The sequence below is a fragment of the Ruegeria sp. BHSA163 genome (assembly GCF_059613365.1).
In genome coordinates this window covers 23,126-47,506 of sequence record NZ_JBXWSJ010000036.1, presented here as the reverse complement: position 1 = coordinate 47,506, position 24,381 = coordinate 23,126, and the positions used below count along the sequence as shown (strand labels likewise).

21 protein-coding genes and 1 pseudogene are annotated in these 24,381 nt (G+C 51.7%); 4 read left to right on the top strand and 18 right to left on the bottom strand.

The window, feature by feature from the left end; genetic code table 11:
• The 11 genes from AC2FNV_RS16255 to AC2FNV_RS16205 all read right to left on the bottom strand — a co-directional run.
• The coding region (locus AC2FNV_RS16255) for a transporter substrate-binding protein (protein ID WP_496773884.1) at positions 1–249 on the bottom strand (249 nt) is incomplete at its 3' end.
• Between the two features lie 286 nt (positions 250–535).
• Positions 536–979: a hypothetical protein gene (locus AC2FNV_RS16250; RefSeq protein ID WP_170610735.1), complete on the bottom strand. Its 444-nt coding sequence runs from the start codon at positions 977–979 to the stop codon at positions 536–538.
• 85 nt (positions 980–1,064) lie between these two features.
• Positions 1,065–1,820 carry an ABC transporter ATP-binding protein gene (locus AC2FNV_RS16245; protein WP_170477117.1) on the bottom strand — a complete coding sequence of 252 codons (756 nt, stop codon included), beginning with the start codon at positions 1,818–1,820 and terminating at the stop codon, positions 1,065–1,067.
• Between the two features lie 9 nt (positions 1,821–1,829).
• The gene (locus AC2FNV_RS16240; RefSeq protein WP_170477114.1) at positions 1,830–2,585 is read right to left on the bottom strand and encodes an ABC transporter ATP-binding protein; all 756 of its coding nucleotides are present in this window, start codon (positions 2,583–2,585) and stop codon (positions 1,830–1,832) included.
• An 11-nt stretch (positions 2,586–2,596) separates the two neighbouring features.
• Positions 2,597–3,802, bottom strand: a complete 1,206-nt coding sequence (locus AC2FNV_RS16235; protein WP_496773881.1) for a branched-chain amino acid ABC transporter permease — start codon at positions 3,800–3,802, stop codon at positions 2,597–2,599.
• Positions 3,803–3,805: 3 nt separating this feature from the next.
• Complete coding sequence (locus tag AC2FNV_RS16230; RefSeq protein WP_170477109.1) at positions 3,806–4,837, bottom strand: branched-chain amino acid ABC transporter permease; 1,032 nt, start codon at positions 4,835–4,837, stop codon at positions 3,806–3,808.
• 109 nt (positions 4,838–4,946) lie between these two features.
• Positions 4,947–6,293 (bottom strand): substrate-binding protein, encoded by a 1,347-nt coding sequence (locus AC2FNV_RS16225; protein WP_170477107.1) that lies wholly within the window; start codon positions 6,291–6,293, stop codon positions 4,947–4,949.
• Between the two features lie 427 nt (positions 6,294–6,720).
• Positions 6,721–7,380 carry a nucleoside triphosphate hydrolase gene (locus AC2FNV_RS16220; RefSeq protein ID WP_174823097.1) on the bottom strand — a complete coding sequence of 220 codons (660 nt, stop codon included), beginning with the start codon at positions 7,378–7,380 and terminating at the stop codon, positions 6,721–6,723.
• The gene (locus tag AC2FNV_RS16215; protein WP_170477105.1) at positions 7,377–8,183 is read right to left on the bottom strand and encodes an ATP-binding cassette domain-containing protein; all 807 of its coding nucleotides are present in this window, start codon (positions 8,181–8,183) and stop codon (positions 7,377–7,379) included. Before AC2FNV_RS16215 ends, AC2FNV_RS16220 begins: the two co-directional genes overlap by 4 nt.
• Positions 8,159–9,229: an ABC transporter permease gene (locus AC2FNV_RS16210; protein ID WP_170477103.1), complete on the bottom strand. Its 1,071-nt coding sequence runs from the start codon at positions 9,227–9,229 to the stop codon at positions 8,159–8,161. Before AC2FNV_RS16210 ends, AC2FNV_RS16215 begins: the two co-directional genes overlap by 25 nt.
• 118 nt (positions 9,230–9,347) lie before the next feature.
• Positions 9,348–10,367 (bottom strand): sugar ABC transporter substrate-binding protein, encoded by a 1,020-nt coding sequence (locus AC2FNV_RS16205; protein ID WP_170477101.1) that lies wholly within the window; start codon positions 10,365–10,367, stop codon positions 9,348–9,350.
• Between the two features lie 186 nt (positions 10,368–10,553).
• Here AC2FNV_RS16205 and AC2FNV_RS16200 point away from each other — a divergent pair, with 186 nt between their 5' ends.
• Together AC2FNV_RS16200 and AC2FNV_RS16195 are read left to right on the top strand one after the other, a co-directional pair.
• Positions 10,554–11,753 carry an ROK family transcriptional regulator gene (locus tag AC2FNV_RS16200; protein WP_170603705.1) on the top strand — a complete coding sequence of 400 codons (1,200 nt, stop codon included), beginning with the start codon at positions 10,554–10,556 and terminating at the stop codon, positions 11,751–11,753.
• A 192-nt stretch (positions 11,754–11,945) separates the two neighbouring features.
• A complete protein-coding gene (locus tag AC2FNV_RS16195) occupies positions 11,946–13,118 on the top strand; it encodes a pyridoxal phosphate-dependent aminotransferase (protein ID WP_170603452.1) in 1,173 nt (390 codons plus the stop codon).
• Positions 13,119–13,211: 93 nt separating this feature from the next.
• Here the strand turns inward: AC2FNV_RS16195 and AC2FNV_RS16190 are convergent, their stop codons facing one another.
• Both AC2FNV_RS16190 and AC2FNV_RS16185 read right to left on the bottom strand, forming a co-directional pair.
• Entirely contained in the window at positions 13,212–13,628 is a 417-nt protein-coding gene (locus AC2FNV_RS16190) for an NAD-binding protein (protein ID WP_496773886.1), read from the bottom strand.
• Positions 13,629–14,111, bottom strand: a pseudogene (locus AC2FNV_RS16185) (NAD(P)-dependent oxidoreductase); the annotation flags it as partial.
• Positions 14,112–14,437: 326 nt separating this feature from the next.
• On the opposite strand from AC2FNV_RS16185, the gene AC2FNV_RS16180 reads away from it, so the two are divergent.
• Positions 14,438–15,970 carry an arylsulfatase gene (locus AC2FNV_RS16180; protein ID WP_496773876.1) on the top strand — a complete coding sequence of 511 codons (1,533 nt, stop codon included), beginning with the start codon at positions 14,438–14,440 and terminating at the stop codon, positions 15,968–15,970.
• Positions 15,971–16,195: 225 nt separating this feature from the next.
• Here the strand turns inward: AC2FNV_RS16180 and AC2FNV_RS16175 are convergent, their stop codons facing one another.
• The 4 genes from AC2FNV_RS16175 to AC2FNV_RS16160 form a co-directional block, all read right to left on the bottom strand.
• Complete coding sequence (locus AC2FNV_RS16175) at positions 16,196–17,653, bottom strand: pyridoxal phosphate-dependent decarboxylase family protein (RefSeq protein WP_170603447.1); 1,458 nt, start codon at positions 17,651–17,653, stop codon at positions 16,196–16,198.
• A gap of 154 nt (positions 17,654–17,807) precedes the next feature.
• Complete coding sequence (locus AC2FNV_RS16170; protein WP_170603445.1) at positions 17,808–18,572, bottom strand: hypothetical protein; 765 nt, start codon at positions 18,570–18,572, stop codon at positions 17,808–17,810.
• A complete protein-coding gene (locus AC2FNV_RS16165) occupies positions 18,569–19,429 on the bottom strand; it encodes a hypothetical protein (protein WP_170603443.1) in 861 nt (286 codons plus the stop codon). The genes AC2FNV_RS16170 and AC2FNV_RS16165 overlap by 4 nt, the downstream gene beginning before the upstream one ends.
• A gap of 458 nt (positions 19,430–19,887) precedes the next feature.
• Positions 19,888–20,766 (bottom strand): LysR family transcriptional regulator, encoded by an 879-nt coding sequence (locus tag AC2FNV_RS16160; RefSeq protein ID WP_170603441.1) that lies wholly within the window; start codon positions 20,764–20,766, stop codon positions 19,888–19,890.
• Positions 20,767–20,862: 96 nt separating this feature from the next.
• Between AC2FNV_RS16160 and glyA the strand changes: the two genes are divergently transcribed.
• Positions 20,863–22,170, top strand: coding sequence for a serine hydroxymethyltransferase (gene glyA / locus AC2FNV_RS16155; protein WP_170603439.1), 1,308 nt, complete (start codon positions 20,863–20,865; stop codon positions 22,168–22,170).
• A 225-nt stretch (positions 22,171–22,395) separates the two neighbouring features.
• Here glyA and AC2FNV_RS16150 read toward each other — a convergent pair whose 3' ends face one another.
• Positions 22,396–24,162 carry an adenylate/guanylate cyclase domain-containing protein gene (locus AC2FNV_RS16150; protein ID WP_170603437.1) on the bottom strand — a complete coding sequence of 589 codons (1,767 nt, stop codon included), beginning with the start codon at positions 24,160–24,162 and terminating at the stop codon, positions 22,396–22,398.
• Positions 24,163–24,381: the final 219 nt, after the last annotated feature.

Below are 24,381 nucleotides of genomic sequence, written 5' to 3'. Positions count from 1 at the left end.
CTTTTCAGCGAACAGTGGCCAATCCGAAGCTGGATCGACAACAACCGCTTCCAATTCGCATTCCAAAAGCCCACCCGCTTCGTTTTGCTGTTCAACCAGCATCTCCATCGTGTCTTTCAGCGTTGTTTCCGAGATCGCCATCGTACCCGACAATGAATGCAGAACGCCGACCTTGATCGGACAATCCGCCAAAGCTGGCAAAGCAGAGGCCAACAGAACGGCAGCGGTGGTTTTAAGAGTATTGTGCATCAGCATTTCCTTGTTTGCGATGCGCAGCAGGGTTGCTCGGAACGCGAAAACACCCCATATACCCCCTACGCATATTTGCGGAGTGCGAGGGTGTCATCAGGTTCCTAGGCCGGGCACCTTCGCACAATTCCAAAGCCGAATTTCGGCGCAACTCTGTCGTATTCACTTACGCGACTACGAGTAAGCCACGTAAGCGAGGATTTCCGGAAGTTTCAGGTGATCGCTTAATTTTACAGCATTGCCGCAACGCAGGCCTAATAATGCGGCATCGCAGCAACGGTTTGGTTCAGGTTCCACCAAGCAGCAACAAATTGCACTGATACAAGAGACGAGCCGCAGTTCTCCGCGCCGCTGTCGACGTTGCCGCATCCGAACCAAAGGTCCCAGTTTGTAAAAGAGCCGAATGCGCATGTTTCGCATTCACGCGATGGCTCAAAACGTGTTGCGCATTATCGGACTCGATTGTTGCATTCAGCAGGGAAACAAATCCCTTTCTTTTCATTTCATACTGTTTTGCGTTGGGATCATCCAAAAGCCAGGCGTGCTCAATTTCCGCTGAATACCTGCCAGCGCAGCTTGCAAAGGATTTCACCAGCTCATCGTCAGCATAAAGATTTGCAGCTGACACGCAGAGGAACACCGACGACGCAATCAAAGTTTTCAAAACGCCCATGAATTCAGCATTGCGCCTGAAAATCTGATCGTCAAGAAGGCATTTGTGAAACCGCATGGCTGGATGACCGCCCATTGCAGAGCGTGATCAGTCCCCCAGTGGTGCTCAACGAAAGCCGTGAGTTTCGACGGCCCTTGTCCGTTTAAATCGCCAAGTACTCTTCTCGAAGCTGACTGTTTTCCAGAACTTCATTCGCGGTTCCATCAAACACGATGCTGCCTGTATCCAGAATTATCGCACGATCGGCCAGTTCCAGTGCACGGATGGCGTTTTGTTCGACAATAATGGTTGTCATCCCCTGCTGCTTAACGTGAATGAGCGTCTTTTCGATCTCGTCGACGATCACCGGCGCCAAACCTTCATACGGTTCATCCAAGAGCAAAACCTTAATATCTCTTGCCAATGCCCTTGCAATCGAAAGCATCTGCTGTTCACCGCCTGACAGCGTTATTCCCTCTTGCTTTCGGCGTTCGCCAAGACGGGGGAACAGTTCGTAAAGTCGCTCCAGCGACCATCCGACAGGAGGCGCTATTTGCGCAAGTTGCAAGTTTTCTTCCACGGTCAAACCGGGAATAATCCGTCTGTCTTCTGGCACCAGACCAAGACCAGCCGCCGCTGCTTCATAGCTGGTCATTTTGTGCAATGGCTGGTGATCCAGCCAGATTTCCCCGTGCTTGACCTCTGGTTCACCGACCCGCGCAATCGAGCGAAGCGTCGATGTCTTTCCAGCACCATTTCGCCCCAACAACGCAAGTATTTCGCCTTCGTGCACGTTAAAGTTCACACCCTGAACGATGTAGCTCTCACCGTAGTAAGAGTGCATGTCCCACACTGAAAGAAACGCGGGCGCGGTGCTGGCCATGTTGGCGTCTTTTGAAAAGTCAGGTTTTTCGTTCATTGCTTTTCCTCACGCTGCTTCGCCCAGGTAAGCTTCTCGAACTTTCGGGTTTCCGCGGATATTTTCAGGAGTGTCTTCGACCAGCGGCGTTCCCTGCGCTAGAACGGTGATCCGTTCAGCGAGGCTGAAAACCACGTGCATGTCGTGTTCAATAATCGCGATTGTTATGTCACGTTCATCTTTGATCTGCTTTAGCAAATCAATTGTATTGTTGGTGTCTGCCCGAGCCATACCTGCCGTGGGTTCATCCAACAAAAGCAAGCGGGGGTTTTGGCTCAGGCACATGCCGATTTCCAAACGCCTCTTGTCCCCACGCGACAGTGCAGCGGCGTGCATCTGCCGCTTGTCCGCCATATTCATTTCTTCAAGAACAGATTCAGCTTGTTCTACAATGGTTTTCTCGTTGGCGATTGTCTCATAAGCGTGCATCCGAAACGCGCCATCCCGCATCGCAAAGATTGGAATAAGCATGTTTTCCATAACAGTGAGTTCACCGAAAATCTCAGGCGTCTGAAACACGCGGCTGATGCCCATTTGGTTAATCTGATACGGCTCAAGTCCAAGGACGGAAGCATTGTCAAACAAAACTGTCCCGGTATCGGGCATCAGCTTGCCCACGAGGCAATTCAGCAAGGTGGATTTACCTGCTCCGTTCGGGCCGATAATCGCATGAACTGAGTTTTCTTCGACGCTCAGGTTCACGTCCGTCAAGGCTTTTAACCCACCGAAACGTTTGCTGACGTCTTTGACTCTTAAGATTGCCATTGTCGTACCCCTTATTCCGCTGGTTCGGTTTTGCCCGACTTAGTGTCGTCGGTTGCAGTTTTTTTGTTTTTGAACCAGTTGAGCATGCGCTGGCCGCCTTCCACGAGACCGCCGGGTAGATAAATGACCACCAGCATGAACAGGATGCCAAGGGTCAAGTGCCACCCCTTACCGATAAACGGATGGATGAGGAAAACAACCGCATCCTCCAATCCATCAGGTAAGAACGCAAACCAGCTGTGCAGGACGTTGTCGTTGATTTTCGAGAAAATGTTCTCGAAATACTTAATAAAACCTGCACCCAAAATCGGGCCTATCAAAGTGCCGGTGCCGCCCAGAATGGTCATGAGCACAACCTCACCCGAGGCAGTCCACTGCATCCGTTCTGCACCAGCCAACGGGTCCATCGCCGCCATAAGACCACCGGCCAAACCCGCGTACATTCCCGAAATCACAAAAGCCGCAAGCGTATAGGGTTTGGAATTCAAACCGGTGTAGTTCATCCGCTGTTGGTTCGATTTCACCGCACGCAGCATCATTCCAAATGGCGACCGGAAGATACGGATGGCCAGATAAAACACCACCATCATGACAACTGCGCACAGGTAGTAACCCGCGTTAAAGTCAAAGCTCCAAGCGCCAACATCCATAGTGTAGGTGGCACGCATAGGCAGACCGAACAAATGCGGCAGGCCGGGTGAATTGGTCCCCTGCAAGATTTGCGGATCGTCCGCGTAAACCTGCAAACCGGTTTCGCCGTTTGTCAGATTAAACTTAGGGTTCGACAGGACTGAATATGCCAGAGCAAAGCTCATTTGCGCAAAGGCCAGAGTCAGGATCGAAAAGTAAATCCCCGACCGGCGAAGGCTGACAAAGCCGATCAGCAAAGAAAACAGCCCAGCGACGACAACGCTAAGCGCGATAGCCGGAATAACGTTGTAGCTGAGCAGCTTGAACATCCAAACTGCCGAATATGAGCCGACCCCCAAAAAGGCCGCGTGACCGAAGGACAAGTAGCCAGTCAGACCAAAAAGGATGTTGAAGCCAATTGCAAAGATTCCGAAGATCACAAATCTCTGCATCAGGTCCGGATAGCCCGCGTTGAACTGCGCCATCGCGCTGCCCTCTGGGAACGGGTTCAGGATGAAAGGGGCCAGCAATGTCAGGAGGCCGACTATAATCAGGAGGCTTGTGTCTTTTTTGTTTAGTCCCAACATATCTTATTCCTCCATCACGCCTTTGCGGCCCATCAGCCCGCGCGGCCGCGTGAGCAACACGATGATGGCAACAAGGTAGATGATGATCTGGTTGATGCCTGGGATTGTAGTTGTAGCCCACGTAGTCGATGCAAAACTTTCCAGGATGCCCAGCAGAAATCCGGCGAGAACCGCTCCGGGCAGCGATCCCATGCCGCCAACAACAACAACGACAAAGCTAAGAACCAGAAAATCCATACCCATGTGATAATTTGGCGGATTAAGAGGTCCGTACATGACCCCCGCCAGCCCTGCGACGGCAGCGGCAATCCCGAACATGATTGTGAAACGACGGTCGATATTGATCCCCAGCAATCCTACTGTTTCACGGTCCGCCATCCCGGCCCGCACCACCATCCCAAAGGTTGTAAATTGAAGGAAAGAGAATACCGCGCCAATAATCGCAACGGCAAAGCCAAAATAAACGAGTCGCCATATTGGGTATATTATCGCGTTCGGGTCAAAACCTACCATAACGCCAAGGTCGATCGACCCACTCAGCGCATCTGGCGGAGGTGTCTGAATTGGGTTTGCGCCAAAGAAGTACTTCACGATTTCCTGCAACACGATCGCCAAGCCGAAAGTCACAAGAATTTGGTCCGCATGAGGACGTTTGTAGAAATACTTAATCAGGCCCCTTTCCATTACGTAGCCGACCAACAGCATGATGGGAATCGCAAAAAGGATGGCCAACGGAACGGACCAATCAATGATTGCAGCGCCGACTTCTGGTCCGAACCAAGCTTCAACATAGGGCGTTTCCACTTTCAGCGGATTACCAAGAAAATCCTGCTGAGATTCATCAACGACTTCGAAACTCAGGTTCATAAGCTTTTGCAAGGTCACTGCGCAGAACGCACCGATCATAAACAAGGCCCCGTGGGCAAAGTTCACGACCCCAAGCGTGCCGAAAATCAGTGTCAGACCCAACGCGATAAGCGCATAAGCCGAACCCTTGTCCAGCCCGTTCAGAATTTGCAATAGGATGGCGTCCATTGCCCCACCTCAAGGTTGGTCAGCGTTATTTGAGTGGTCAGCACGAGGAAAAGTCACCCGGCTGAGAGTGTCTGGCCGCCTATCAGCGACCAGACGAAGGCCAAAGACCTTATGCACCCGGGTTGCACTCGCCGAGATCGCCACCGGCGAACATCGGATGCTCCGGATCGTACTCAACCTGTGCACGCGGAGTGATCTCAACGATTTCCAGTGTGTCGTACTCGTTTGTTGGGTTCTGGTTGCCCCGCACCACAAGAACGTCCTTGAAGCACTGGTGATCCGCACCACGGTACCATGTGGGTCCGTTGCCCAGCCCGTCGAATTCAAAGTCTTCCAATGCTTCGACAACACCGCACGGGTTGAAAGTACCTGCGCGTTCAACCGCATCTGCATAAAGCAGCGTCTGTGCATAGCAGGTCTGAGCCGAGTTCGACGGAGGCTTACCATATTTCTCGCCGAAGGATTTTACAAAGGCCTTGGTACCCTCATCCTGCAGCTGCCAGTTCCAGTTCATCGAACCCAGCACACCCTTGATGTTTTCGCCTGCACCAGCAGCCATCAATTCAGAGTAAAGCGGCACAACGATTTTGAAGTCTTTTCCGTTGGCCACCTTGTCCAGCAGACCGAACTGGATCGCGTTGGTCAGCGAATTCACCATGTTGCCGCCGTAGTGGTTCAAAACCAAAACATCCGCACCCGAGTTCAGAACCGGCGCAATGTAGGACGAGAAATCCGTTGATGCGAGTGGTGTCTTAACCGTGTTGACCGTTTCCCATCCCAAAGCTTCGGTCGAAGCAACAATCGACTCTTCCTGGGTCCATCCCCAGTTGTAGTCTGCCGTTAAGTGGTAAGCGCGACGCTCATTGCCCATTTCTGCCGCCAGAACCGGCGCCAGTGCGGCACCCGACATATAAGCGTTAAAGAAATGGCGGAAGCCATTTGCCTTCTTGTCCTTGCCAGTGGTGTCGTTGGCATGGGTCAGGCCGGCCATAAAGATCACGCCCGCCTCTTGGCATAGGCCCTGCACAGCAACGGCCACACCCGAGGATGAACCACCGTTGATCATAATTGCGCCGTCTTTTTCGATCATCGACTTGGCGGATGCACGCGCGGCGTCTGATTTGGTTTGAGTGTCTCCGGTTACGAACTCAACTTTCTTTCCAAGGATTCCGTTGCCCTGAAGGACCTTGGACGAGAACGTGTTCAGGCACCCACCGTCGCCTTCACCGTTCAAGTGCTCAACGGCCAACTGCTGCGCAAGCAATTCATCGTTGCCTTCTTCGGCATATGGGCCGGTCTGCGGGACGTTGAAGCCCAGTACAACCGACGATCCGGTTGGCTCGTTCGTGAAGGCTGCCGCTGATGAGGCGGTAAAAATTGTTGGCAGGGCCAATCCGGTACTTGCGACCGCACCAGATTTCAACACGCCGCGGCGTGTGACATTTTTGTTAGTCATAAATTCCTCCCATTTCCATTCCCCACCTTCTGGCTCCTCTTCCAGCTGGTGAGAGCGCACACTTGTGCAAGCCGATTATGGAAACGGGTCAGAAAATTTCACAATAACTGATTAGTTTTGATGGAAAGTTTTGTAAACGAATAAACAAAAATTCTGATATTTTGTAAATTTTTTTGGAGTTTGCCGCTCAATGCACTGAAAAGCATTCGTTTACTTGCTAACCACTGTTGTTGAGATATGGCACCCTGGACAATCAAGTACGCGTAAGCAGTCTCGCGCGAACTCGGAGGACATACGATTTTCAATCTTCCCACCGACGAGCAGCCTGCCATCCCTCCACGGGGAACTAAAACGTTTTGAACTTTTCCTGCTATCTCAGGCAACCGCAAAGCCCAAGAGAAGGCCAGCAATCCTAAATCTGATCGGTTTATTGAACGTATTCGTCGTAGTCTTGTTTCAATAAGATATCGGCTTCTTCGCTTGCGCTAAGAACGAGCTCTGCATTAGGCAAATCGTTCTTTAATGTCTTTTTCAAAGCCGTTTCAGCGTCCAGTCCATGATTTATCCACCGTTGCACGAGTCGCTCCTGTAGAACCTCCATTGTCGGCCCAACAAAAACGCTTGCACTAAACCGGTCTTTCATGGACCTCCATGGCTCGGCCTTTAACAAAAGATAATTCCCTTCGACGACTACAATTGGAGTATCCGGCGAGATTGCAACGGCATTTGCAATTGAAAGGTCCATTTGACGATCAAATTTAGGATGGAACGTTTCTCGGTCAGCCGCCTCAAGTCTCCGAACGGTTTCGGCGAAACCGGCTGCATCAAATGTCTCGGGCGAACCTTTTCTTGCCAATAGCCCACGCGACTCAAGCAGCCGATTGTCTAAATGATATCCATCCATCTCTAACAAGGCGGCGAAAGGCGCACTCTCATTGCGCTCGCAATTGAGCGCCCGAACCACCGCTTGGGCCAAGGTCGATTTACCGGAGGCTGGAGGACCAGCGATCGCGACGACGGTTCTTGTTCCGGTTCGCAGCTTACTCTTGACTAAATCGCAGACTATTTTCGTATCACGTTCAATCAAGCTGCATCCTCGCTTGGCGGCTCTTTAGCACCTGTCATGAACGCAACTGCGTCAGACATCGTATAGTCCTTTGGATCAATGGTGCAGAGCCGCTTGCCCAGCCGATGCACATGAATACGGTCTGCAACCTCAAAAACATGTGGCATGTTGTGGCTTATAAGGATAATCGGAATTCCCCGCGCTCTTACATCTTGAATCAGTTCAAGAACTTTCCGGCTTTCCTTAACTCCGAGAGCAGCAGTCGGTTCATCCATGATTATGAACTTGGAAGCAAAAGCCGCGGCGCGTGCGACGGCAACACCTTGGCGTTGCCCGCCAGATAGGGTTTCGACCGCCTGATTGATAGACTGCACGGTCATCAACCCTAGTTCGGTCAACTTTTCCCGGGCAAACTTTTCCATCGCGGGGCGATCCAACTGCCGCAGAAATTTACCCATGAAACCGGTTTTTCGGATTTCCCGACCCATAAACATGTTGTCAGAGATTGATAACGCCGGCGACATCGCGAGCTGTTGATAGACGATTTCGATCCCCATATTTCGGGCGTCAATCGGAGAGGTGAAGTTGACTTTTTTACCCTCGATCAGGATTTCCCCCTCGTCTGGGATAGTAGCACCGCAAATCGCCTTTACGATTGACGATTTGCCAGCGCCGTTATCCCCGATGACAGCCAGAATTTCGCCTTGTCTCAATTCGAAATCAGAGTGGTCTATTGCGGTCACGTGGCCATAACGCTTGACGATTCCGCGGCCCTGTACGACAGGAGTATTGTCCGACATCAGCCCGATACCTTTCTGATCCATTGGTCCACCGCGACTGCGGAAATGATGAGAAGCCCGATTAGCAGGTAGGTCCACTGCGCGTCTGCGCCAAGAAGCCTGAGCCCCAGAGTGAACACTCCGACAATGAGTGCGCCAAACAATGAGCCGAGAATTGAACCACGCCCGCCGAATAGTGAAATACCACCAATCACAACCGCAGTGATGCTTTCGATGTTGGCTAACTGCCCGGATGTTGGAGAGACCGAACCGATCCTCCCGATCAGTGCCCAACCTGCAAACGCGCAGATCAACCCGGAAAGCATATATACAGACATCAAAGTTTTGTGGACGTTAACACCCGAAAGTTCTGCCGCCTCTGGGTCGTCGCCAACCGCGTAAACATGGCGCCCCCAAGCCGTGTGCCTTAGCGCATAGGCGAGCACAGCAATCAAAACGAGCATAAAAATCACACCGACGGTGAATGTCGCTCCGCCAATGCTGAACTTGGTTCCAAAGAATTGCAGGAATGGCGCGCTAGCCTCGATGTCCTGACTGCGGATCGTTTCGTTCGCTGAATACAGAAAATTTGTAGCCAAAACGATCTGCCACATTCCGAGTGTGACAATAAACGGGGGCAGCTTTACGCGGCTTACAAGCCAGCCATTTATTGCGCCTATTGCCGTGCCAATTGCAAGCCCGCACAGCACGGCAACCGGAACCGGAATGCCGTAGCGGAAAGAAAACTGACCCATAATTACTGAAGAGAAGACCATTATCGCGCCGACGCTGAGATCAATTCCTGCGGTCAGAATAACAAGGCTTTGTGCGGCGGCAACAATGCCTACGATTTGAACCTGCTGCAGGATCAATGTCATCGCGAACGGAGAGAAGAACTTCGACCCTAGAAGCACGCCGAAAATCACAATTGCACCAACCAGGACAATCAACGGAACAAAGGATGGATTGACGTGGAGGATGTGCTGCAACTTCCCGACGAAGCCTACACGATGGCTCTCAAACTCTGCGATCGCTTCTTTACCGCTGGCAGCAGATTCAAATTCCTGGGCGCCTTGGTTTGCTTCTGACATATCTCCCCCTTTTCGCGGCGGGCTTTGCGGCCGACGAACTCATCTTACAGGAAGTTTCAATTATTGTGTGATGGGAATAGCGGGGTGCTGTTAGGCACCCCACCCAAAGACTGGGCAATTAACCCCAGCAGAGGTCCAAACCTTCGGATACAGAGATAGACTCCACACCATCAACCGGTTGATCGGTGATAAGGGCTACTCCGGTATCATAAAAGTCTTTTCCAGGAGTATTTTCCGGCTTAACGCCTTCCTCAGCCCATTTTTTGACCGCTTCAACGCCCAATGAAGCCATCAACAACGGGTATTGCTGGCTGGTGGCACCAATTACGCCTGCTTCTACGTTCTGAACGCCGGGACAACCGCCATCAACAGATACGATCAACACATCGTTTTCACGGCCAATGGATTTCAGAGCCTCATAAGCACCTGCAGCCGCAGGTTCATTAATTGTGTGAACAACGTTGATTGTCGGGTCCTTTGCAAGGAGGTTCTCCATAGCGCGGCGGCCACCTTCTTCGTTGCCATCGGTCACGTCACTGCCAACCAGTCGTGGGTCAGTTTCATCGCCAATAACATTCGGGTCAGCCAAGTCTACGCCAAAACCATCCAGGAACCCTTGGTTGCGTAAAACATCCACGGTCGGCTGGCTGACGTTCAGATCCAAGGTCGCGATTTTCGCGTCCGCTGCCGCGTCGCCCATTTTGGCCTTTGCCCACTGTCCGATCAACAAACCAGCCTTGTAGTTGTCAGTCGCGAAGGTCGCGTCAGCAGAGTCAATTGGGCTCAGAGGTGTATCAAGCGCAATAACAAGCAAACCTGCATCTCTGGCTTGTTGTACTGCAGGGACAATTGAGCTGGTGTCTGAAGCAGTCAAAAGGATACCCTTGGCCCCATCAAGAATACAGGTTTCGATGGCCTGCACCTGAGTTTCATGGTCACCGTCAATTTTTCCTGCGAACGCCTTCAGAGTCATTCCAAGCTCTTCAGCTTTGGCAGTGGCACCTTCCTTCATTTTCACAAAGAATGGGTTCGTGTCAGTTTTCGTAATCAGGCAAACAGTTTCACCCGCAGCCTGAACGGATGACGTTCCAATCGCAAGAGCAGCAGCTGACGCGGCAAAATAAAGTAGCTTTTTCATGGTTTCCTCCCGGGTAATGTCCTTGAATGCACCGAAGTCTCCGGCAATGACCCACTTTTATACGTTACGCGGGTCTGAGCATAGGAAAGGTGATTCTGACGCGCCTGTCAATAAATAAATAAACTTGATTTATTAATTAGAGGTGTCATCTTTCCAAAGGGATAGGAGCTGATTATGGTCGGTTTCATGGAGAAAGAGACGCTTGTAAAATTAACTGGTGGGGTGAACCAAAGCGGTGTTCGCGACCACAACGAGCGTCTGATTCTCACAGTTTTACAAAGGCATGGACCCACCCCGGGCGCTGACGTTGCGCGTCTGACCGGCCTGTCCCCTCAGACCGTTTCCATAATTCTACGAAAGTTGGAGAAAGACGAGATTCTCAGGCGCGGCACGCCAATCCGAGGAAAAGTAGGCAAACCATCGATACCCATGGAGCTTAATCCAGATGGTGTTTTGTCTGTTGGAATGAAGATCGGACGGCGGAGTGCTGATCTTCTTTTAATCGATTTTGCTGGCAATCCGCGTCGGCAGTTCTCGATTTCCTACGACTACCCCTTTCCCGAAACAGTGTTCGGATTTCTTAAAAGCGGGCTAACTGATTTGCTGGCGGATGAACCTGACAGGCTCCGCCGCCGCGTTTGTGGTATCGGGATAGGGACACCATTTGAACTTTGGCGGTGGCATGACTTAACAGGCATCGCGGCTGAAAAGTTCCGGTCTTGGAAAGACGTCAATTTCTTTTCAGAAGTCGCCAAGTTCAGCGATCTTCCGGTGTTCGTGGTCAATGACGCAACGGCCGCTTGTCACGCGGAACATCTTTACGGACGTGGAGGCGAATACCGTGACTACTTTTATTTCTTTATTGGATCGATGATCGGTGGAGGTGTTGCGCTGAACGGTACAGTATTCGAGGGAAATCAGGGAAACGCTGGCGCATTAGGAGCTATGCGCACGACGAGCCCGTTGGGTGAAAGCCAACAACTCATTGATGTCGCATCGCTGCACCTACTTGAAGATCGCCTGATCCAAGCGAATGTCGACCCCGCAATCCTTTGGGTCAAACCTCAAGACTGGAGCAGCATAGCACGATACGTGGACCCCTGGATCGGTAGCACTGCACAGGAGCTTGCAAAGGCTGCGCTTTCGATCTGCGCAGTCATAGATTTCGAGGCCATTTTTATAGATGGCGCCTTCCCAACGGATGTTCGCGAGGAACTGGTTGCAAGGGTTAAGCGTTATTTGGTCAACCAAGACAAACGAGGGCTGATACCTCCGCGTGTGGAGGCCGGTTCAGTCGGCGAAAACGCTCGGGGCATTGGCGCTGCAAGCAGTCCAATTTTCCGCCAATTCTTGCTGAACACAAATGCTGGCTTATCAGTGTCCTGAACCACAATACGGTCATCACTGCTGTTTGCAAATTCGCACTCATCCGCCTGAACGTGAAAAAGAATTAACCCTTCACGTCAGCGAAATACGCCTTTACGTATTAACCGTACAAAAGAATAACTACCCTTTGGGCAACGGTGGGAGTCATCCCGCCGCAGGGTTCTTTGAATTTCGGTTTTTTAGGGAGCGACCATGCTAAAAACTGTCGACGGGTTTGACCGTATCGGAGAAGAGAATGCGTTTGCAGTACTTGCCCGAGCAGGCGCGCTTGCAGCTTCCGGAAAGGACGTTATTAACCTCGGCATCGGTCAGCCAGATTTCCCCACTCCGCCAAATATTGTCGACGCTGCCATCAAAGCGCTTCGCGATGGGCACCACGGGTATACCGACGCAACTGGTATTCTCCCGTTACGTGAGGCTGTTGCTGCTGATCTGCATCGCCGTTTTTCCGTCGGCGTAAACCCCGGAAATGTTTTGATCGTACCTGGTGGAAAAGTAACCATGTTCTCTGCCATTTTGATGTTCGGAGAGCCAGGCGTTGACATTTTGTACCCAGACCCCGGTTTTCCGATTTACCGATCGATGATTGAGTTTACTGGCGCGCGTCCTATCCCGGTGCCCATACGCGAGGAAAACGGTTTCGCATTCTCAGCAGAGGAGACGCTTTCCCTTATCACGCCCCAAACGCGGTTAATTGTCCTCAATTCGCCAGCAAACCCCTGCGGTGGTGTCACGCCCAAGGCAGAGGTGGACAACCTGGTCGCTGGGTTGATGGATCGACCGGATATCGCGATCTTGAGTGACGAAATATATGACCAAATGCTTTATGACGGCGAAGAACACGTAACCCTGCTTAGCTATCCGGAAATCCGGGACAGGGTAATTTTGCTAAACGGGTGGTCCAAGACCTATGCGATGACCGGATGGCGTTTGGGTTATTCGGTTTGGCCGGACGAGCTTTACCAAAAAGCCAGAAAACTTGCAGTGAACGCATGGTCTTGCGTCAACACTCCAGCTCAGTTTGCGGCCCTCGAAGCGTTGACGGGCCCTCAAGACGCTGTGGGCGAGATGTTGTCTGAGTTTGATGCGCGGAGAAAGCTGGTTGTCAGACTTTTGAACTATATTCCAGGTGTCAGTTGCATCACGCCGAAGGGCGCGTTTTACGCGTTTCCCAATATCTCTTCGACCGGTTTCAAAGCCAAGGAATTGGCTTCGGCACTTTTGGAGGGGCCCGGGGTTGCAACTATCGGCGGACCAGATTTTGGTATTCTTGGCGAAGGTTACATCCGCTTGAGTTACGCAAACAGCCAAGAGAATATTCGCGAGGCTCTGAACAGGATGAAAACTTTCATATCGAGCGCATAGACGCTGGTTTCCTTGCCTTTAAATGTTTGTACTTTGAGAATTCCAAGGGTTGCGTTCGATTCAAACCGTTTACCAAACGCCCAAATTCCAAGGCTATTTATTTACCCCATTACGTTGTGCAACAAAGTCAACCAGATGCGGCACGTAATCCTCAACTCCATCTCCGCCAGCAGAGCACGCCATCGCAAAACTGTTCTTGATTGCATTGCCGATTGGGTTTGCGATTGCAGCCTCATCCGCCATCGCCTCAAGATATCGCAAATCTTTTAGCGCGTTTTTCATCGTGAACTTGTGCGAGTCTCTGTTGCCCTCTACAGCGTAACCCATGAAAGTCTGATAAAATCCGCAATCCATACGGCTGCCGCGAATAACCGAGTCGAATTGCTCTGTCGAAATCCCAACTTTCTCTGAAAGAGCCAGCGCTTCTGAATACAATGCCGCATAGCCCAACGACAGGAAGTTGTTGAGCAGTTTCATTTTGTGACCTGAACCGATCTGACCCAAATGCACGACTGACTTGGCCCAAGTCTGAAAAACAGGCAGCAATCGTTCAAATACATCTTCGTCAGCCCCAACCATGGTTGCAAGTTCCCCGGCTTCGGCTTGCACCGGAGTGCCACCCAATGGCGCGTCTGCCATATGGCAACCCCTGGTCTTTAATTGCTCAGCTAAAGCGACCGTTGAATTTGGGTTTGATGTCGAACAATCGACCACCACCGCTTCTTCACTAAGAGTTGGGAGCAGCTCTTCCACGATCGCTTCAACCTGCGGTGAGCCGGGCGCGCAAATGTGAATTACCGTGGATTGTATTGCGAGGTCGGAGAGCGATTTTGCCTCTTGTGCGCCTTGCGCTAACAAGTCTTCCATGGGTGCGCGGTTTTTGTGCGCGATCAACGTCAACGGGTAGCCGTTTTTTAACAAGTTTTTTGCGATGCCGTGCCCCATTAAACCGACACCGACAAAACCTATCCGCTCTTTGCTCATACTATTCTCCCCCCGAGACTTGTGTTTTTTACTTTAAGCTCACGCCCCACTTTCACAATAACCGAAGAAACAGCTATACGGATTTTCGCGACGCATTTTTTCACTGAATGGATGAAATCCACACCAAAAACACTTTGACTTCCTCGTTCGCCCAAGGAAGCTCCAAAAATCTGCTTCAGGGTTGAGACGTTAATCCGCAAATCCGGAATAGCGACCGATATTACCACGTGACGCTCTAAGCCAAATGAGGCGCTTTGACCTTATAGCTTCGGTTTTTCGCGGAATCATGCGATCCTGACCGCACTATTCAAATAATTTTTCAGGGAGTGAAAGATATGCAGTTTCTGCGTTCCACTGCAGTACTTTCCTCATTTGCTATTGGCGCCTCAGGCGCCAGTGCACAGGAGAAACCACTGAATTTTCTCATGATATGGGGCGACGACATCGGATATTGGAATGTCAGCGCCTACAACCAAGGCATGATGGGTTACGAAACACCCAACATTGACCGCATTGCCAAAGATGGAATGCTGTTCACGCATTCCTATGGCGAACAGTCATGTACTGCAGGCCGTGCGTCTTTCATCACCGGGCAGTCTGGTTTTCGGACTGGTTTATTGAAGGTTGGCCTTCCCGGGGCAGCCGAAGGCATGGATGCGCGAGATCCGACTATCGCCGAGTACCTGAAATCCAAGGGCTATATGACAGGTCAGTTCGGTAAGAACCACCTTGGTGATCGGGACGAACATCTACCAACAGCACATGGTTTCGACGAGTTTTTTGGGAACCTCTATCACCTCAATGCAGAGGAAGAACCAGAGAACCCGGATTACCCCAAAAACCCGGAATTCCGGGAACGCTTTGGTCCGCGTGGGGTTTTGAAAGCCACGGCAGACGGGCAAATCGAAGACACAGGACCTCTGACGCGTAGGCGAATGGAGACCATCGACGAAGAAGTCACCGCTGGCGCGCTAGACTTCATGGACCGGGCTGTTGAACAAGACACCCCATTCTTTCTTTGGTGGAACTCAACTCGAATGCATGTCTGGACCCATCTCAAAGAAGAAAGTGAGGGAGTTACCGGTCTTGGAATTTACCCTGACGGGATGGTTGAACACGACGGTATGGTCGGGCAATTGCTCGACAAGCTGGATGAGTTGGGCATCGCTGACAACACGGTCGTGATGTATACAACCGACAACGGCGCAGAGGTGTTTACTTGGCCCGATGGGGGCACGACGCCGTTCCGCGGTGAAAAAAACGATAACTGGGAAGGCGGTTTCCGGGTGCCATTGATTATCAAATGGCCGGGCGTGATCGAACCTGGACGCAGATCCAGTGACATCATCAGCCATCTCGACTGGTTCCCAACAATAATGGCAGCATTGGGCGATGCCGATATGAAGGATCGAATGCTGACTGAAGCGCCGTTTGGCGATGGGAACGAGCCGGTCCACCTCGATGGCTACAACTTTTTGCCTTATCTCAGCGGCGAAGTCGAAGATGGTCCGCGGAAGGAATTTTTCTACTTCTCGGACGGAGGCGATTTAATGAATCTGAGATACAACCGCTTCAAAGTTGTTTTTGCCGAACAGCGCGCGCATGGATTTGATGTTTGGCAGGACCCACTTGTTCAGCTGCGGTTTCCAAAATTGATTGATCTATATGCGGACCCGTTTGAGAGGGCAGAGCACGAGTCAATCGGTTACGGTCGTTGGCGTGCAGAGCGAATGTTTGCGTTGGCTCCGGCACAAGCATTTGTGGCGCAATTCCTTCAGACCTTTGAGGACTACCCACCACGTCAAGAACCAGCCAGCTTCTCAATCGATCAAGTTTTGCAAAGCCTTCAGCGAAACCAAGGCGGTTAAATTGACCATGCAAAAACATAGTGGGCGGCGGCATTTTGCTGTCGCCCGTCAATTATGACAATCCTATGCGGCTAGGGGGCACTCCATGTATAGAGATCACCAAGTGTCAGCGTATGCGCGAAACAAGATGGTCGAAATTAAACCAAGGTCAGACCAACCCCGGAAATCAACCACGAGATCAAGATAAAATTGGATTGCGTGCCAATCCTGATTTTGCAGGGTAAATTAAGCGTTTTCTTCCGAAATAATTTCGTCAGCAACACGAAGTACATCGTTCAAAAAGTCGTCGATGTCCTCGCGTTTTGTGCGGTGGTTGTTGAAAGCGCAACGAAGGCCATGCTTGCCGTTTACCGTTGTGTCAGAGGGTACTGCAAGTCCGCGCTCTTGAAGGCGTAGCATGATTTCCGTGTTCAGGGTCTTTGCCGCTCCTTCGTCGGCTGCAACGTGTCTGAAACACACAATGTTTAAATTCACCGGAGCGACCAATTCCAGCTGAACATGCTGCTCAACGCGGTTGGCCATATACCGCGCATGGGAAATATCCTGCGATATGATTCTTCCGAACTTCGCGGCGCCTTGTTCCTTGAATGCCATCCAGATTTTCAGCGCACGGAAGCCGCGACTAAGTTCTAAGCCATAATCTGCAAGGAATTTTCCGGCAATCATACCCCGCTCTTGAAGTTGCAGGTAAGGACCGTGCATTTCAAATGTGGCAAAATGGGCTTTGGGCTCTTTGATCAGTACGGCCCCTGCCTCGAACGGAGTATGAAGCCACTTATGAGGGTCGATGGCAACAGAGCTCGCCCGCTCGATCCCGGCTACCAGATCGGCATACTCTGGGGCCAGTCTCAGAACGCCCCCAATGCAACCATCCACGTGAAACCAAAGGCCTTCGTGATCGCACAGATCCGCGATTGAAGTCAGATCATCTATTGCTCCGGTATTTGTAGTACCAGCCGTCCCGATCACACAAGCTGGCTGCAATCCCTTCGCCCTGTCTTCGACAATCGCGGCTTGCAGCGCGTCGATCTGCAGCCTCTGATGCGCATCTGTCGGAACTTCCACCAGCGCTTTTGACCCAAGGCCCAAAATCTCCAAGGCTTTCTGATGGCAACTGTGTACTTGATCCGAAGCATAAAAACGCAAAGGTCTACTCAATTCGGCGACGCCTTCTTTGCGGACATCGTAACCGGCAGAGAGATTCCGGATTACCGTATGCGCGACGAGGTTCGCCACCGACCCACCGCTGGTTAAAGTGCCGCTGGCGCTTTTGGGAAAACCCGCAATCTCTTTTAGCCAATCTAAGACTTGCTGCTCAACCTGGGCGGCGCCGGTATTTCCGCCTCCAAGATTGGTGCCCTCAACAGCCGCAAGAAAATCACCTAAAGCCCCTGTGAAGTTGCTGGACCCCATGTACCAACCCCAAAAACGAGGGTGAATATTGCCCATTGGGTAAGAGCGCACAGTCTCCTTATATTCCTTGTAAACAGTTTCCAAAGGGCTGGGGTTGAGCGGCAACTCATCTTGGAAAGTGGCCCTGACTTCTTCCGGCATGGCCTGCCATACAGGGCGTTCTCGGACACGCGCTAAGTGGTCGATGGCCTCGTCCACCATTTTGTGGGCAAGAGCACGGCTAAACTCCCATTCATCCGGATCGAGACTTTCTTCTTTGTTATCCCGCATATGCCGCCGCTCCCTAACTGAATTTGAACGTGCTGGAAGAACGTGCTCAGTGCAAGAAAATCGTTGTCTGACAAACATCCTGCCGAGGGCCAATTTTGGCCCTAATACTTGAAAGCAGCTTTTAGTCGGACACCCCAGCGTACATTAAAAGCCGCTAAGGTGCCGGCGGAATCAACTCCTGACGTTGAAGAACCGTAAGAATGTCCAGAATTGTTGAAGGGCTCACATCCACGGATCCTTCAAGAACAACACCAAGGCCACCATCACCGATCTCTCGCGGGCCACCTTTGTCGTAAGTCGGATCCAACGACGCAAGTTTTGGTGGAAGCTCCGGGCAAAGCGGGCTTTCATTCAAAACAAGATCAACGGCTGCCAACATCAGTTCCTTAACCGACTCAAGCGTATCCTCCTCCAGAACCTGCTCGCGATTTAACTCGGGGGCCGCGAGAGTAAGATCAAGAAGCTTGAAATAGGCGCAGTTATCCCGCAATTCGACGGTTGCGGCAGTGGACATGTTTGCTGACAATGCGTTTTTCTCTTCGCCTCGCTGAAAGTCTCGGTCACCGGTGCGGCTGCATTCGAAGATTGTTATGGTGACGTCCCCATCTAAATCAATTGCATCGCCTTCAGCCAAAAAGCTCAGACCATCCAGCCTTACCTGCAGGCCGCAATTGTCGATTATTGCGTTATCGGCCAAGCGCTCCGGTACAATCTTTTGGATTTCACGAAGATCGAGAAGAGCATCCACCCCTACCCTTGTCGGGCCTACCGCACTTAAGCCCAGATCAAGTTTATATGGCAGTTCCGTTTCCCGCACTGGAACTGAAGCATCAAAGACAAAATTCACCTGCTGCGCGCTCGATGCGCCTGCACCAAATACGAGAGTCACCAAGACCGGAACGACAAACCAAAGTCTCATTCAGCAAACTCCAATACACCAAGCTCTTTGAGCTCTCCAAGCAACTTAACTATCGTATCGGCACTGACATCGGCAGATCCAACAATAGCTGCGCCCATCCCGCCAGGAGCAATTTCGCGAGTACCGCCCGACTCGTAATTCGGATCGAGAACCGAAAATTCTTCGGGTAACGGCGGACAGACAGGGTTTTCGGCCAAAAACTCGCCACCCTTTTCCAGGACCGCGTTATTTATACGTTCAGTCAAACCGAAAAGATTGGAAATACCGCCGATCAAGCCGCGCGGATCAAGGTCAATATCTTCGATGCTGAATGTCAGGCATTGGCCTTTAACCTCTGCCTTGCCGATCGCGACTGCATCCACGGTTGCACCGAAATAGCGCCATCCCGGTTCCTCGCGACGGTTGCACGTTGAAAATTGGGCGCGGGCAGAACCTTTGACCTGCACAGTGTCACCCTTGGCGGTGACATCTTGAATTTCGAGGTAAATTTGGCGTTTACAGGTCTCTTCCAATGGGCCCGTCAGTATTTCGGGTGCCTTGTCCTGCAATCCACGCAAATCCATGAAGGCCTTCAAACGCAATCTGGTAGGACTGGATTCTTCAAGACCACCATAGACAGTGAAGGGCACTGTAATGTCACGCAGAGGTACCTCTTTGCTCAGCTTTATCTGGAAATCGCCAGCGTAGGTGGCAGGATCGATCCCAGCCAAAGCATTCGCAGAGTTCCTTGTAGTAGCGTTGGTTTGCGAACTGGTTTCAGCCAAGTTGCTCTGATCTTGGGCCTTGCTACTGCACCCCGGTAACAAGGCGAACAGAGCAACAATAAGCAACCCTCTGTTCAGTCGAGACGATGCCATCTGCGTTCCCCCTATCCCGATCATGCAGCCCCCAATTGCCTCAGGTCGTGCCGGACGCACGGCATGAATCTCTGTCGAAATTAACCGCTTGACTAACGAAGGCCAACACTGGACTTCGATTCAACTCCAATTTTCATCGGTTTAGCGTCGCATTTTATTCAAATTTCCAGTAGCGGACACAGCGCACTGAGCCGCCAAACTGTTCCCAAACGCCTCCTACTTGGTTTTTAAGTTGGCAATGCCGCCTAAGCAGAGAATCTGAAAGTCTGGTTGGGTAGCTCTCTTCTCGCAGCGGTCGGGTGGGCAAGTCTACTTGGTTTAGCGGAACTGAATTGACTTAAGTATCGATTTTCATGGGGTCGATCTTCTAAACGGCATTGGGCTGGACTGATCTTGTCATCGCACCTGAAAGAACGGAAATGCCAAGTACTGGCCGATAGGCTGTATCGTTCTCTCGCTCAACTTGATAACAGAGAAACGACCCGATCAGTTTCGGGCCTTCGTCGTGACTGCCGCGGCAACTGGATTACAAGAGAAAGACCTGTTGGGCAGGATTGCGTATTTACCGCTGTCAGTGACCCTGATGCAATGTCATCTTCGATCAAACACAAGTGCCCCATCAAAATGCCGGCGCCCGCCTTTGCCTCTTCGACCGCGAGGCTATAGAGCGAAAACTGAGGGCCGCTATTTTCGTCGCGCATATGAAAACCATTGCTTTGCAACCACTTGGGCCAATCACCTTTCCAAGTCTGATCGTGTAGCAGTGGAACATCTTGAAAACCATTTGGGCGTTGCGCGCGCAACAAAACTGTAGGCGCGCAAACTGGGGTAATCTCATCTTCACAGACGACAATTTGATTTGGTGACCCGTCAGGCAAAGCAAAGAATATCGACAGGTCGAAAAGTTCGCGCGAGAGGCCTGGTGGTGTTTCCAATGCGGTGACAGAAAAATTGATGTTCGGAAGTTGCGCTCTTATCCGGCGAAGCCGTTTGGGTAGCCAAAGTTGAGCAACTGCGGGCAGAGCTGCGATGTGAAATTCCGCCTTGGGCTGGAGGTTCCGCAAAGCTCGTGCGGCATCGGCCAAGCGATCAAACGCCTCGTTAAAGTCAGCAATAAGCAACTGCCCTTCTCGTGTGAGTTCAACTCCTTGGGCATTACGGCGGAATAGCGGCGTTCCAGCCCAACCCTCCAAGGCTTTGACATGTTGAGAGATCGCCCCTGGTGTGACGTTCAACTCTTCGGCCGCTGCAACAAAGCTGACATGACGCGCCGCTGCCTCAAAGGCGCGCATTGCGTTCAGAGGAGGCCCCTTGGGGCGTTTCGGAGCAACGCTCATCTTACTAGCCATAGTTTTTCTACGCCAAGAAATAGCAAATCTGCTTTGCGATGTCACGCGACAGCCGTCAATGTTGGAAAAACAGGAGAACGTCAGATGACACTTGCACAAAGAGATTGGGTGCCTGCCGCAAGCGAAACCTTGATTCAGGACATCGCTACAAAGTCCGCGTCGACAACGTCGGGCGATCTTTTGGCCCGGCTTGAGCATCTGGCAGAAGAAAACCTCCGCATTCACGAACAAGAGTGCTTTAACCTCAACCCGGCAACGAATGTGATGAACCCCAAGGCCGAGGCGCTTTTGTCATCGGGAATTGGGTCACGGCCTTCGTTGGGCTACCCCGGTGACAAATATGAAATGGGTTTGGAAGCGATTGAAGAAATCGAAGTCATCGCAGCAGAGCTTTGCGCCGAGGTTTTTGGTGCCCAGTTTGCCGAAGTTCGGGTGCCCTCAGGTGCAATTGCCAACTTGTATGGCTTTATGGCGACTTGCCAACCCGGCGACACTATTATTGCTCCGCCCGCATCAATCGGCGGGCATGTGACCCATCATTCGTCCGGCTGTGCTGGGTTATTTGGTTTGCGCACCGTCGAGGCTCCGGTCAACGCTGATGGCTACACCGTTGATCTGGACCATTTGCGTGACCTGGCCAGAGCCGAGCGACCCAAATTGATCACGATTGGCGGTAGTTTGAACCTTTTTGAACATCCCGTAGCCGAAGTACGCGCAATTGCGGATGACACCGGCGCCAAGGTCATGTTCGACGCCGCCCATCAGTGCGGCATCATTGCTGGGCGCGCGTGGTCCAACCCATTGAACGAAGGTGCCCACTTCATGACGATGAGCACCTACAAGAGCCTTGGTGGTCCGGCTGGAGGATTGATCGTATCCAATGACGCCGAAATAGCGAAAGCGCTGGATGCCATTGCCTTCCCGGGTATGACAGCCAATTTCGATGCCGCCAAAACAGCCGCGCTTGCGGTAACCATGCTGGATTGGAAAGACTTTGGGCAGGCCTACGCAAACGAGATGATCGCTATGTCTAAATCACTTGCCAAAGCACTTGATGCGCATGGCGTGCCAGTCTTCGCCGGGACAAATGGCTTTACCAACTCGCACCAATTTGCAGTTTTGGCATCACCTTTCGGCGGCGGTCAGACGGCATCCAAACAGTTGCGAAAAAGCGGATTCCTCGCATGCGGTATCGGATTGCCCACGAAACCCGTTGAGGGCGATATGAACGGTCTTCGGATCGGTACACCCGAATTGGTTCGCTGGGGTATGACTTCGGATGATGCAGAGCGTTTGGCTTATTTGATCAAGCGAGGCCTGAACGCAGAGCAAATTCTGCCTGAGGTCTCCGCCTGGCGTGGTGAGTTTAACAGGCTGCACTTCGTGAACTGATCAGAACGCAACCACATGAAGCATGCCTCCGTATGACTGCGCTTTCTGCAAGCCGATAAGTCAAATGTATTCGGTCGGTGGTTGCTGTGACTCAGAGCGAATAAGTTAACTAGGGTAATTGGACGAACGCTGCCAATGCGTAGCGACACTGGGTATTTCGTTCGGAAACCCAGTTGCGCGGACTGCCGACCCACTGACTAGGACCCAAAACACGAGGCCATTCGCTTAGTCCGGAAGCCCGGCATCTCGAAGCACGTTCATCACACGGTCGAGCGCTGCCGGATCCTTATACGGCTGGCTCTTGGCATAGTCGGACAAACGAAACGTAGGATCAATCGTGATGACTTCATCGGCAATTCGCCGTGCTGCGTCCCGTTCCGATGCTAGCCCATAATCACTGCAGAGAATGACGCGAGCGTCATTGTTCCTAGGATTTATCCTCAATGACTCTTTTGCCGCCGGAATCGAAAGCGCAACATCCCCGCAGTCCCGGTAAGCGGCAGCGAGAATGTCAATCAGCCATGCAGGATACACTTTCTCAAGATTAAGGGCTTCTTTCACACTCTGAACCGCTGAATGCGCGTCACCGCAGTAGTTCAACACAAGCCCATGCAAAGCGTGAGCCAAAGGGCAGCTGGCCCGAAGCCTTGCTCCGGTTTTACACAGCGCCAAAGCCTCTTCATACCTGCCTTCAAGCAGCAGCAGATGTCCAAATACGGCATGGCCAATACCATTATTGTCTTCGTATTCCATTGCTTTTTGCGCCCAACTGGCCGCCAATTTCATGGATCTGGCCCCGGGGTCGGTCCAGAAAAAGAAACCGTCCATCCAGTGTGTAACCGAAACGTAGCTCGGACCGACGACCGAGTCCGGCTGAACGCGGTATAGTTCTTCAAACAAACCACGAGCAATTGCATTGTCTTCCGGGTTCAATTCATAGAAGTGGCTTGCGCCTCGGTAATAGTACTCCACCGCTTCCGGACTGTTGAGTTTCCCGAACCAAATTCGGTTCCGTTCGTTTGTCGCCAGTTCAATGTTAAGCGCAGAGATAATCTGACGGGTGATTTCATCCTGAACCTGAAAAATGTCATCAAGAACGTGATCATAGCGTTGTGCGAAAATCGTTTGCCCTATTTCGACATCAGTGAGTTGAACCGTGACCCGAATACGGTTCCCTGCCTGCTGAACAGCACCCTCTAGGATGTAGCGTGCCCCAAACTCGGCGCCCACCGTTGGCGCAGACACGTCCTTTCCACGATAAGAATTCAGGGCCGGCGCGTGAACCAGAAAGAGCCCCGAAAGCTGCGTCAATGTAGCCGAAATACCGAATCTGAGGCCATCCGCCAGATAGTCTTTGTTTGGTTCGGACCCCATGAATTTGAAAGGGATAATCGCGATGCAAGGTCGCTCTGGCGGGTCAAATTCAAGGCCGGTTGAATTTCTCTGAGACGTTTCCCCATTCGTCTCTTCGACGGACACGCGGTAGGTACGTATGTAGCCTTCGATATTCTTAAGAGTTTTCTCCCCGTCAAACTCCACTGTATTCGTAATTTTTCCGGCAACCTGGTCGTATATCGTCCCGGAGATCAAAATACCCCCGGCATCAGCTAATGCTTCGAGCCGCGACGCGATGTTTACGGCATCGCCTAAAAGGTTTTCACCTTCCACCATCACGTCACCCAGATTTATGCCAATACGAAAACGCATGACGCGTTCTTCCGGAAAGCCGGAGTTGCTCTTCTGTATGCCGCTTTGGATTTCAACAGCGCAGCGTACTGCCTCTACCGGACTTGGGAACTCAACTATCACGCTGTCGCCAGCCGATCCAAACACGCGCCCATTGTGGCTAGAAACTAAAAAATCGATAATCTCGCGGTGATCCCTAAGCGTTCGAAGGGTCGCTTCCTCGTCCGCATCCATTAGACGGCTGAAACCAACTGCGTCAGCTGCAAGTATTGTCGTGAGCCTTCGTTGAACTTGGTCGTCTGTCATCTTCCGGATTCCCCCGGACAAGATCCTGTATCGCCATTTTATGTTTCGACGGCCTGTGAGTCCATTGATGTGGGGCCGAACCGGTTTCTGCCTTCGTATGAAGCGCCCAACGAGGAAACGTCGGTGAAACCGCGTTCTGCAGACGTGATTGAGTTAACAATGCGCCGTTTGCCGCTGCGAATGTACACTGTAGTTGTTCAATAAAGCGAATTTGTCATG

Excerpts from the sequence above, each read along its gene's own strand:
- AC2FNV_RS16250 (WP_170610735.1), bottom strand. The coding sequence starts at position 979 with ATGCGGTTTCACAAATGCCTTCTTGACGATCAGATTTTCAGGCGCAAT.
- AC2FNV_RS16245 (WP_170477117.1), bottom strand. The coding sequence starts at position 1,820 with ATGAACGAAAAACCTGACTTTTCAAAAGACGCCAACATGGCCAGCACC.
- AC2FNV_RS16240 (WP_170477114.1), bottom strand. The coding sequence starts at position 2,585 with ATGGCAATCTTAAGAGTCAAAGACGTCAGCAAACGTTTCGGTGGGTTA.
- AC2FNV_RS16235 (WP_496773881.1), bottom strand. The coding sequence starts at position 3,802 with ATGTTGGGACTAAACAAAAAAGACACAAGCCTCCTGATTATAGTCGGC.
- AC2FNV_RS16230 (WP_170477109.1), bottom strand. The coding sequence starts at position 4,837 with ATGGACGCCATCCTATTGCAAATTCTGAACGGGCTGGACAAGGGTTCG.
- AC2FNV_RS16225 (WP_170477107.1), bottom strand. The coding sequence starts at position 6,293 with ATGACTAACAAAAATGTCACACGCCGCGGCGTGTTGAAATCTGGTGCG.
- AC2FNV_RS16215 (WP_170477105.1), bottom strand. The coding sequence starts at position 8,183 with ATGGATCAGAAAGGTATCGGGCTGATGTCGGACAATACTCCTGTCGTA.
- AC2FNV_RS16210 (WP_170477103.1), bottom strand. The coding sequence starts at position 9,229 with ATGTCAGAAGCAAACCAAGGCGCCCAGGAATTTGAATCTGCTGCCAGC.
- AC2FNV_RS16205 (WP_170477101.1), bottom strand. The coding sequence starts at position 10,367 with ATGAAAAAGCTACTTTATTTTGCCGCGTCAGCTGCTGCTCTTGCGATT.
- AC2FNV_RS16200 (WP_170603705.1), top strand. The coding sequence starts at position 10,554 with ATGGAGAAAGAGACGCTTGTAAAATTAACTGGTGGGGTGAACCAAAGC.
- AC2FNV_RS16195 (WP_170603452.1), top strand. The coding sequence starts at position 11,946 with ATGCTAAAAACTGTCGACGGGTTTGACCGTATCGGAGAAGAGAATGCG.
- AC2FNV_RS16180 (WP_496773876.1), top strand. The coding sequence starts at position 14,438 with ATGCAGTTTCTGCGTTCCACTGCAGTACTTTCCTCATTTGCTATTGGC.
- AC2FNV_RS16175 (WP_170603447.1), bottom strand. The coding sequence starts at position 17,653 with ATGCGGGATAACAAAGAAGAAAGTCTCGATCCGGATGAATGGGAGTTT.
- AC2FNV_RS16170 (WP_170603445.1), bottom strand. The coding sequence starts at position 18,572 with ATGAGACTTTGGTTTGTCGTTCCGGTCTTGGTGACTCTCGTATTTGGT.
- AC2FNV_RS16165 (WP_170603443.1), bottom strand. The coding sequence starts at position 19,429 with ATGGCATCGTCTCGACTGAACAGAGGGTTGCTTATTGTTGCTCTGTTC.
- AC2FNV_RS16160 (WP_170603441.1), bottom strand. The coding sequence starts at position 20,766 with ATGAGCGTTGCTCCGAAACGCCCCAAGGGGCCTCCTCTGAACGCAATG.
- glyA (WP_170603439.1), top strand. The coding sequence starts at position 20,863 with ATGACACTTGCACAAAGAGATTGGGTGCCTGCCGCAAGCGAAACCTTG.
- AC2FNV_RS16150 (WP_170603437.1), bottom strand. The coding sequence starts at position 24,162 with ATGACAGACGACCAAGTTCAACGAAGGCTCACGACAATACTTGCAGCT.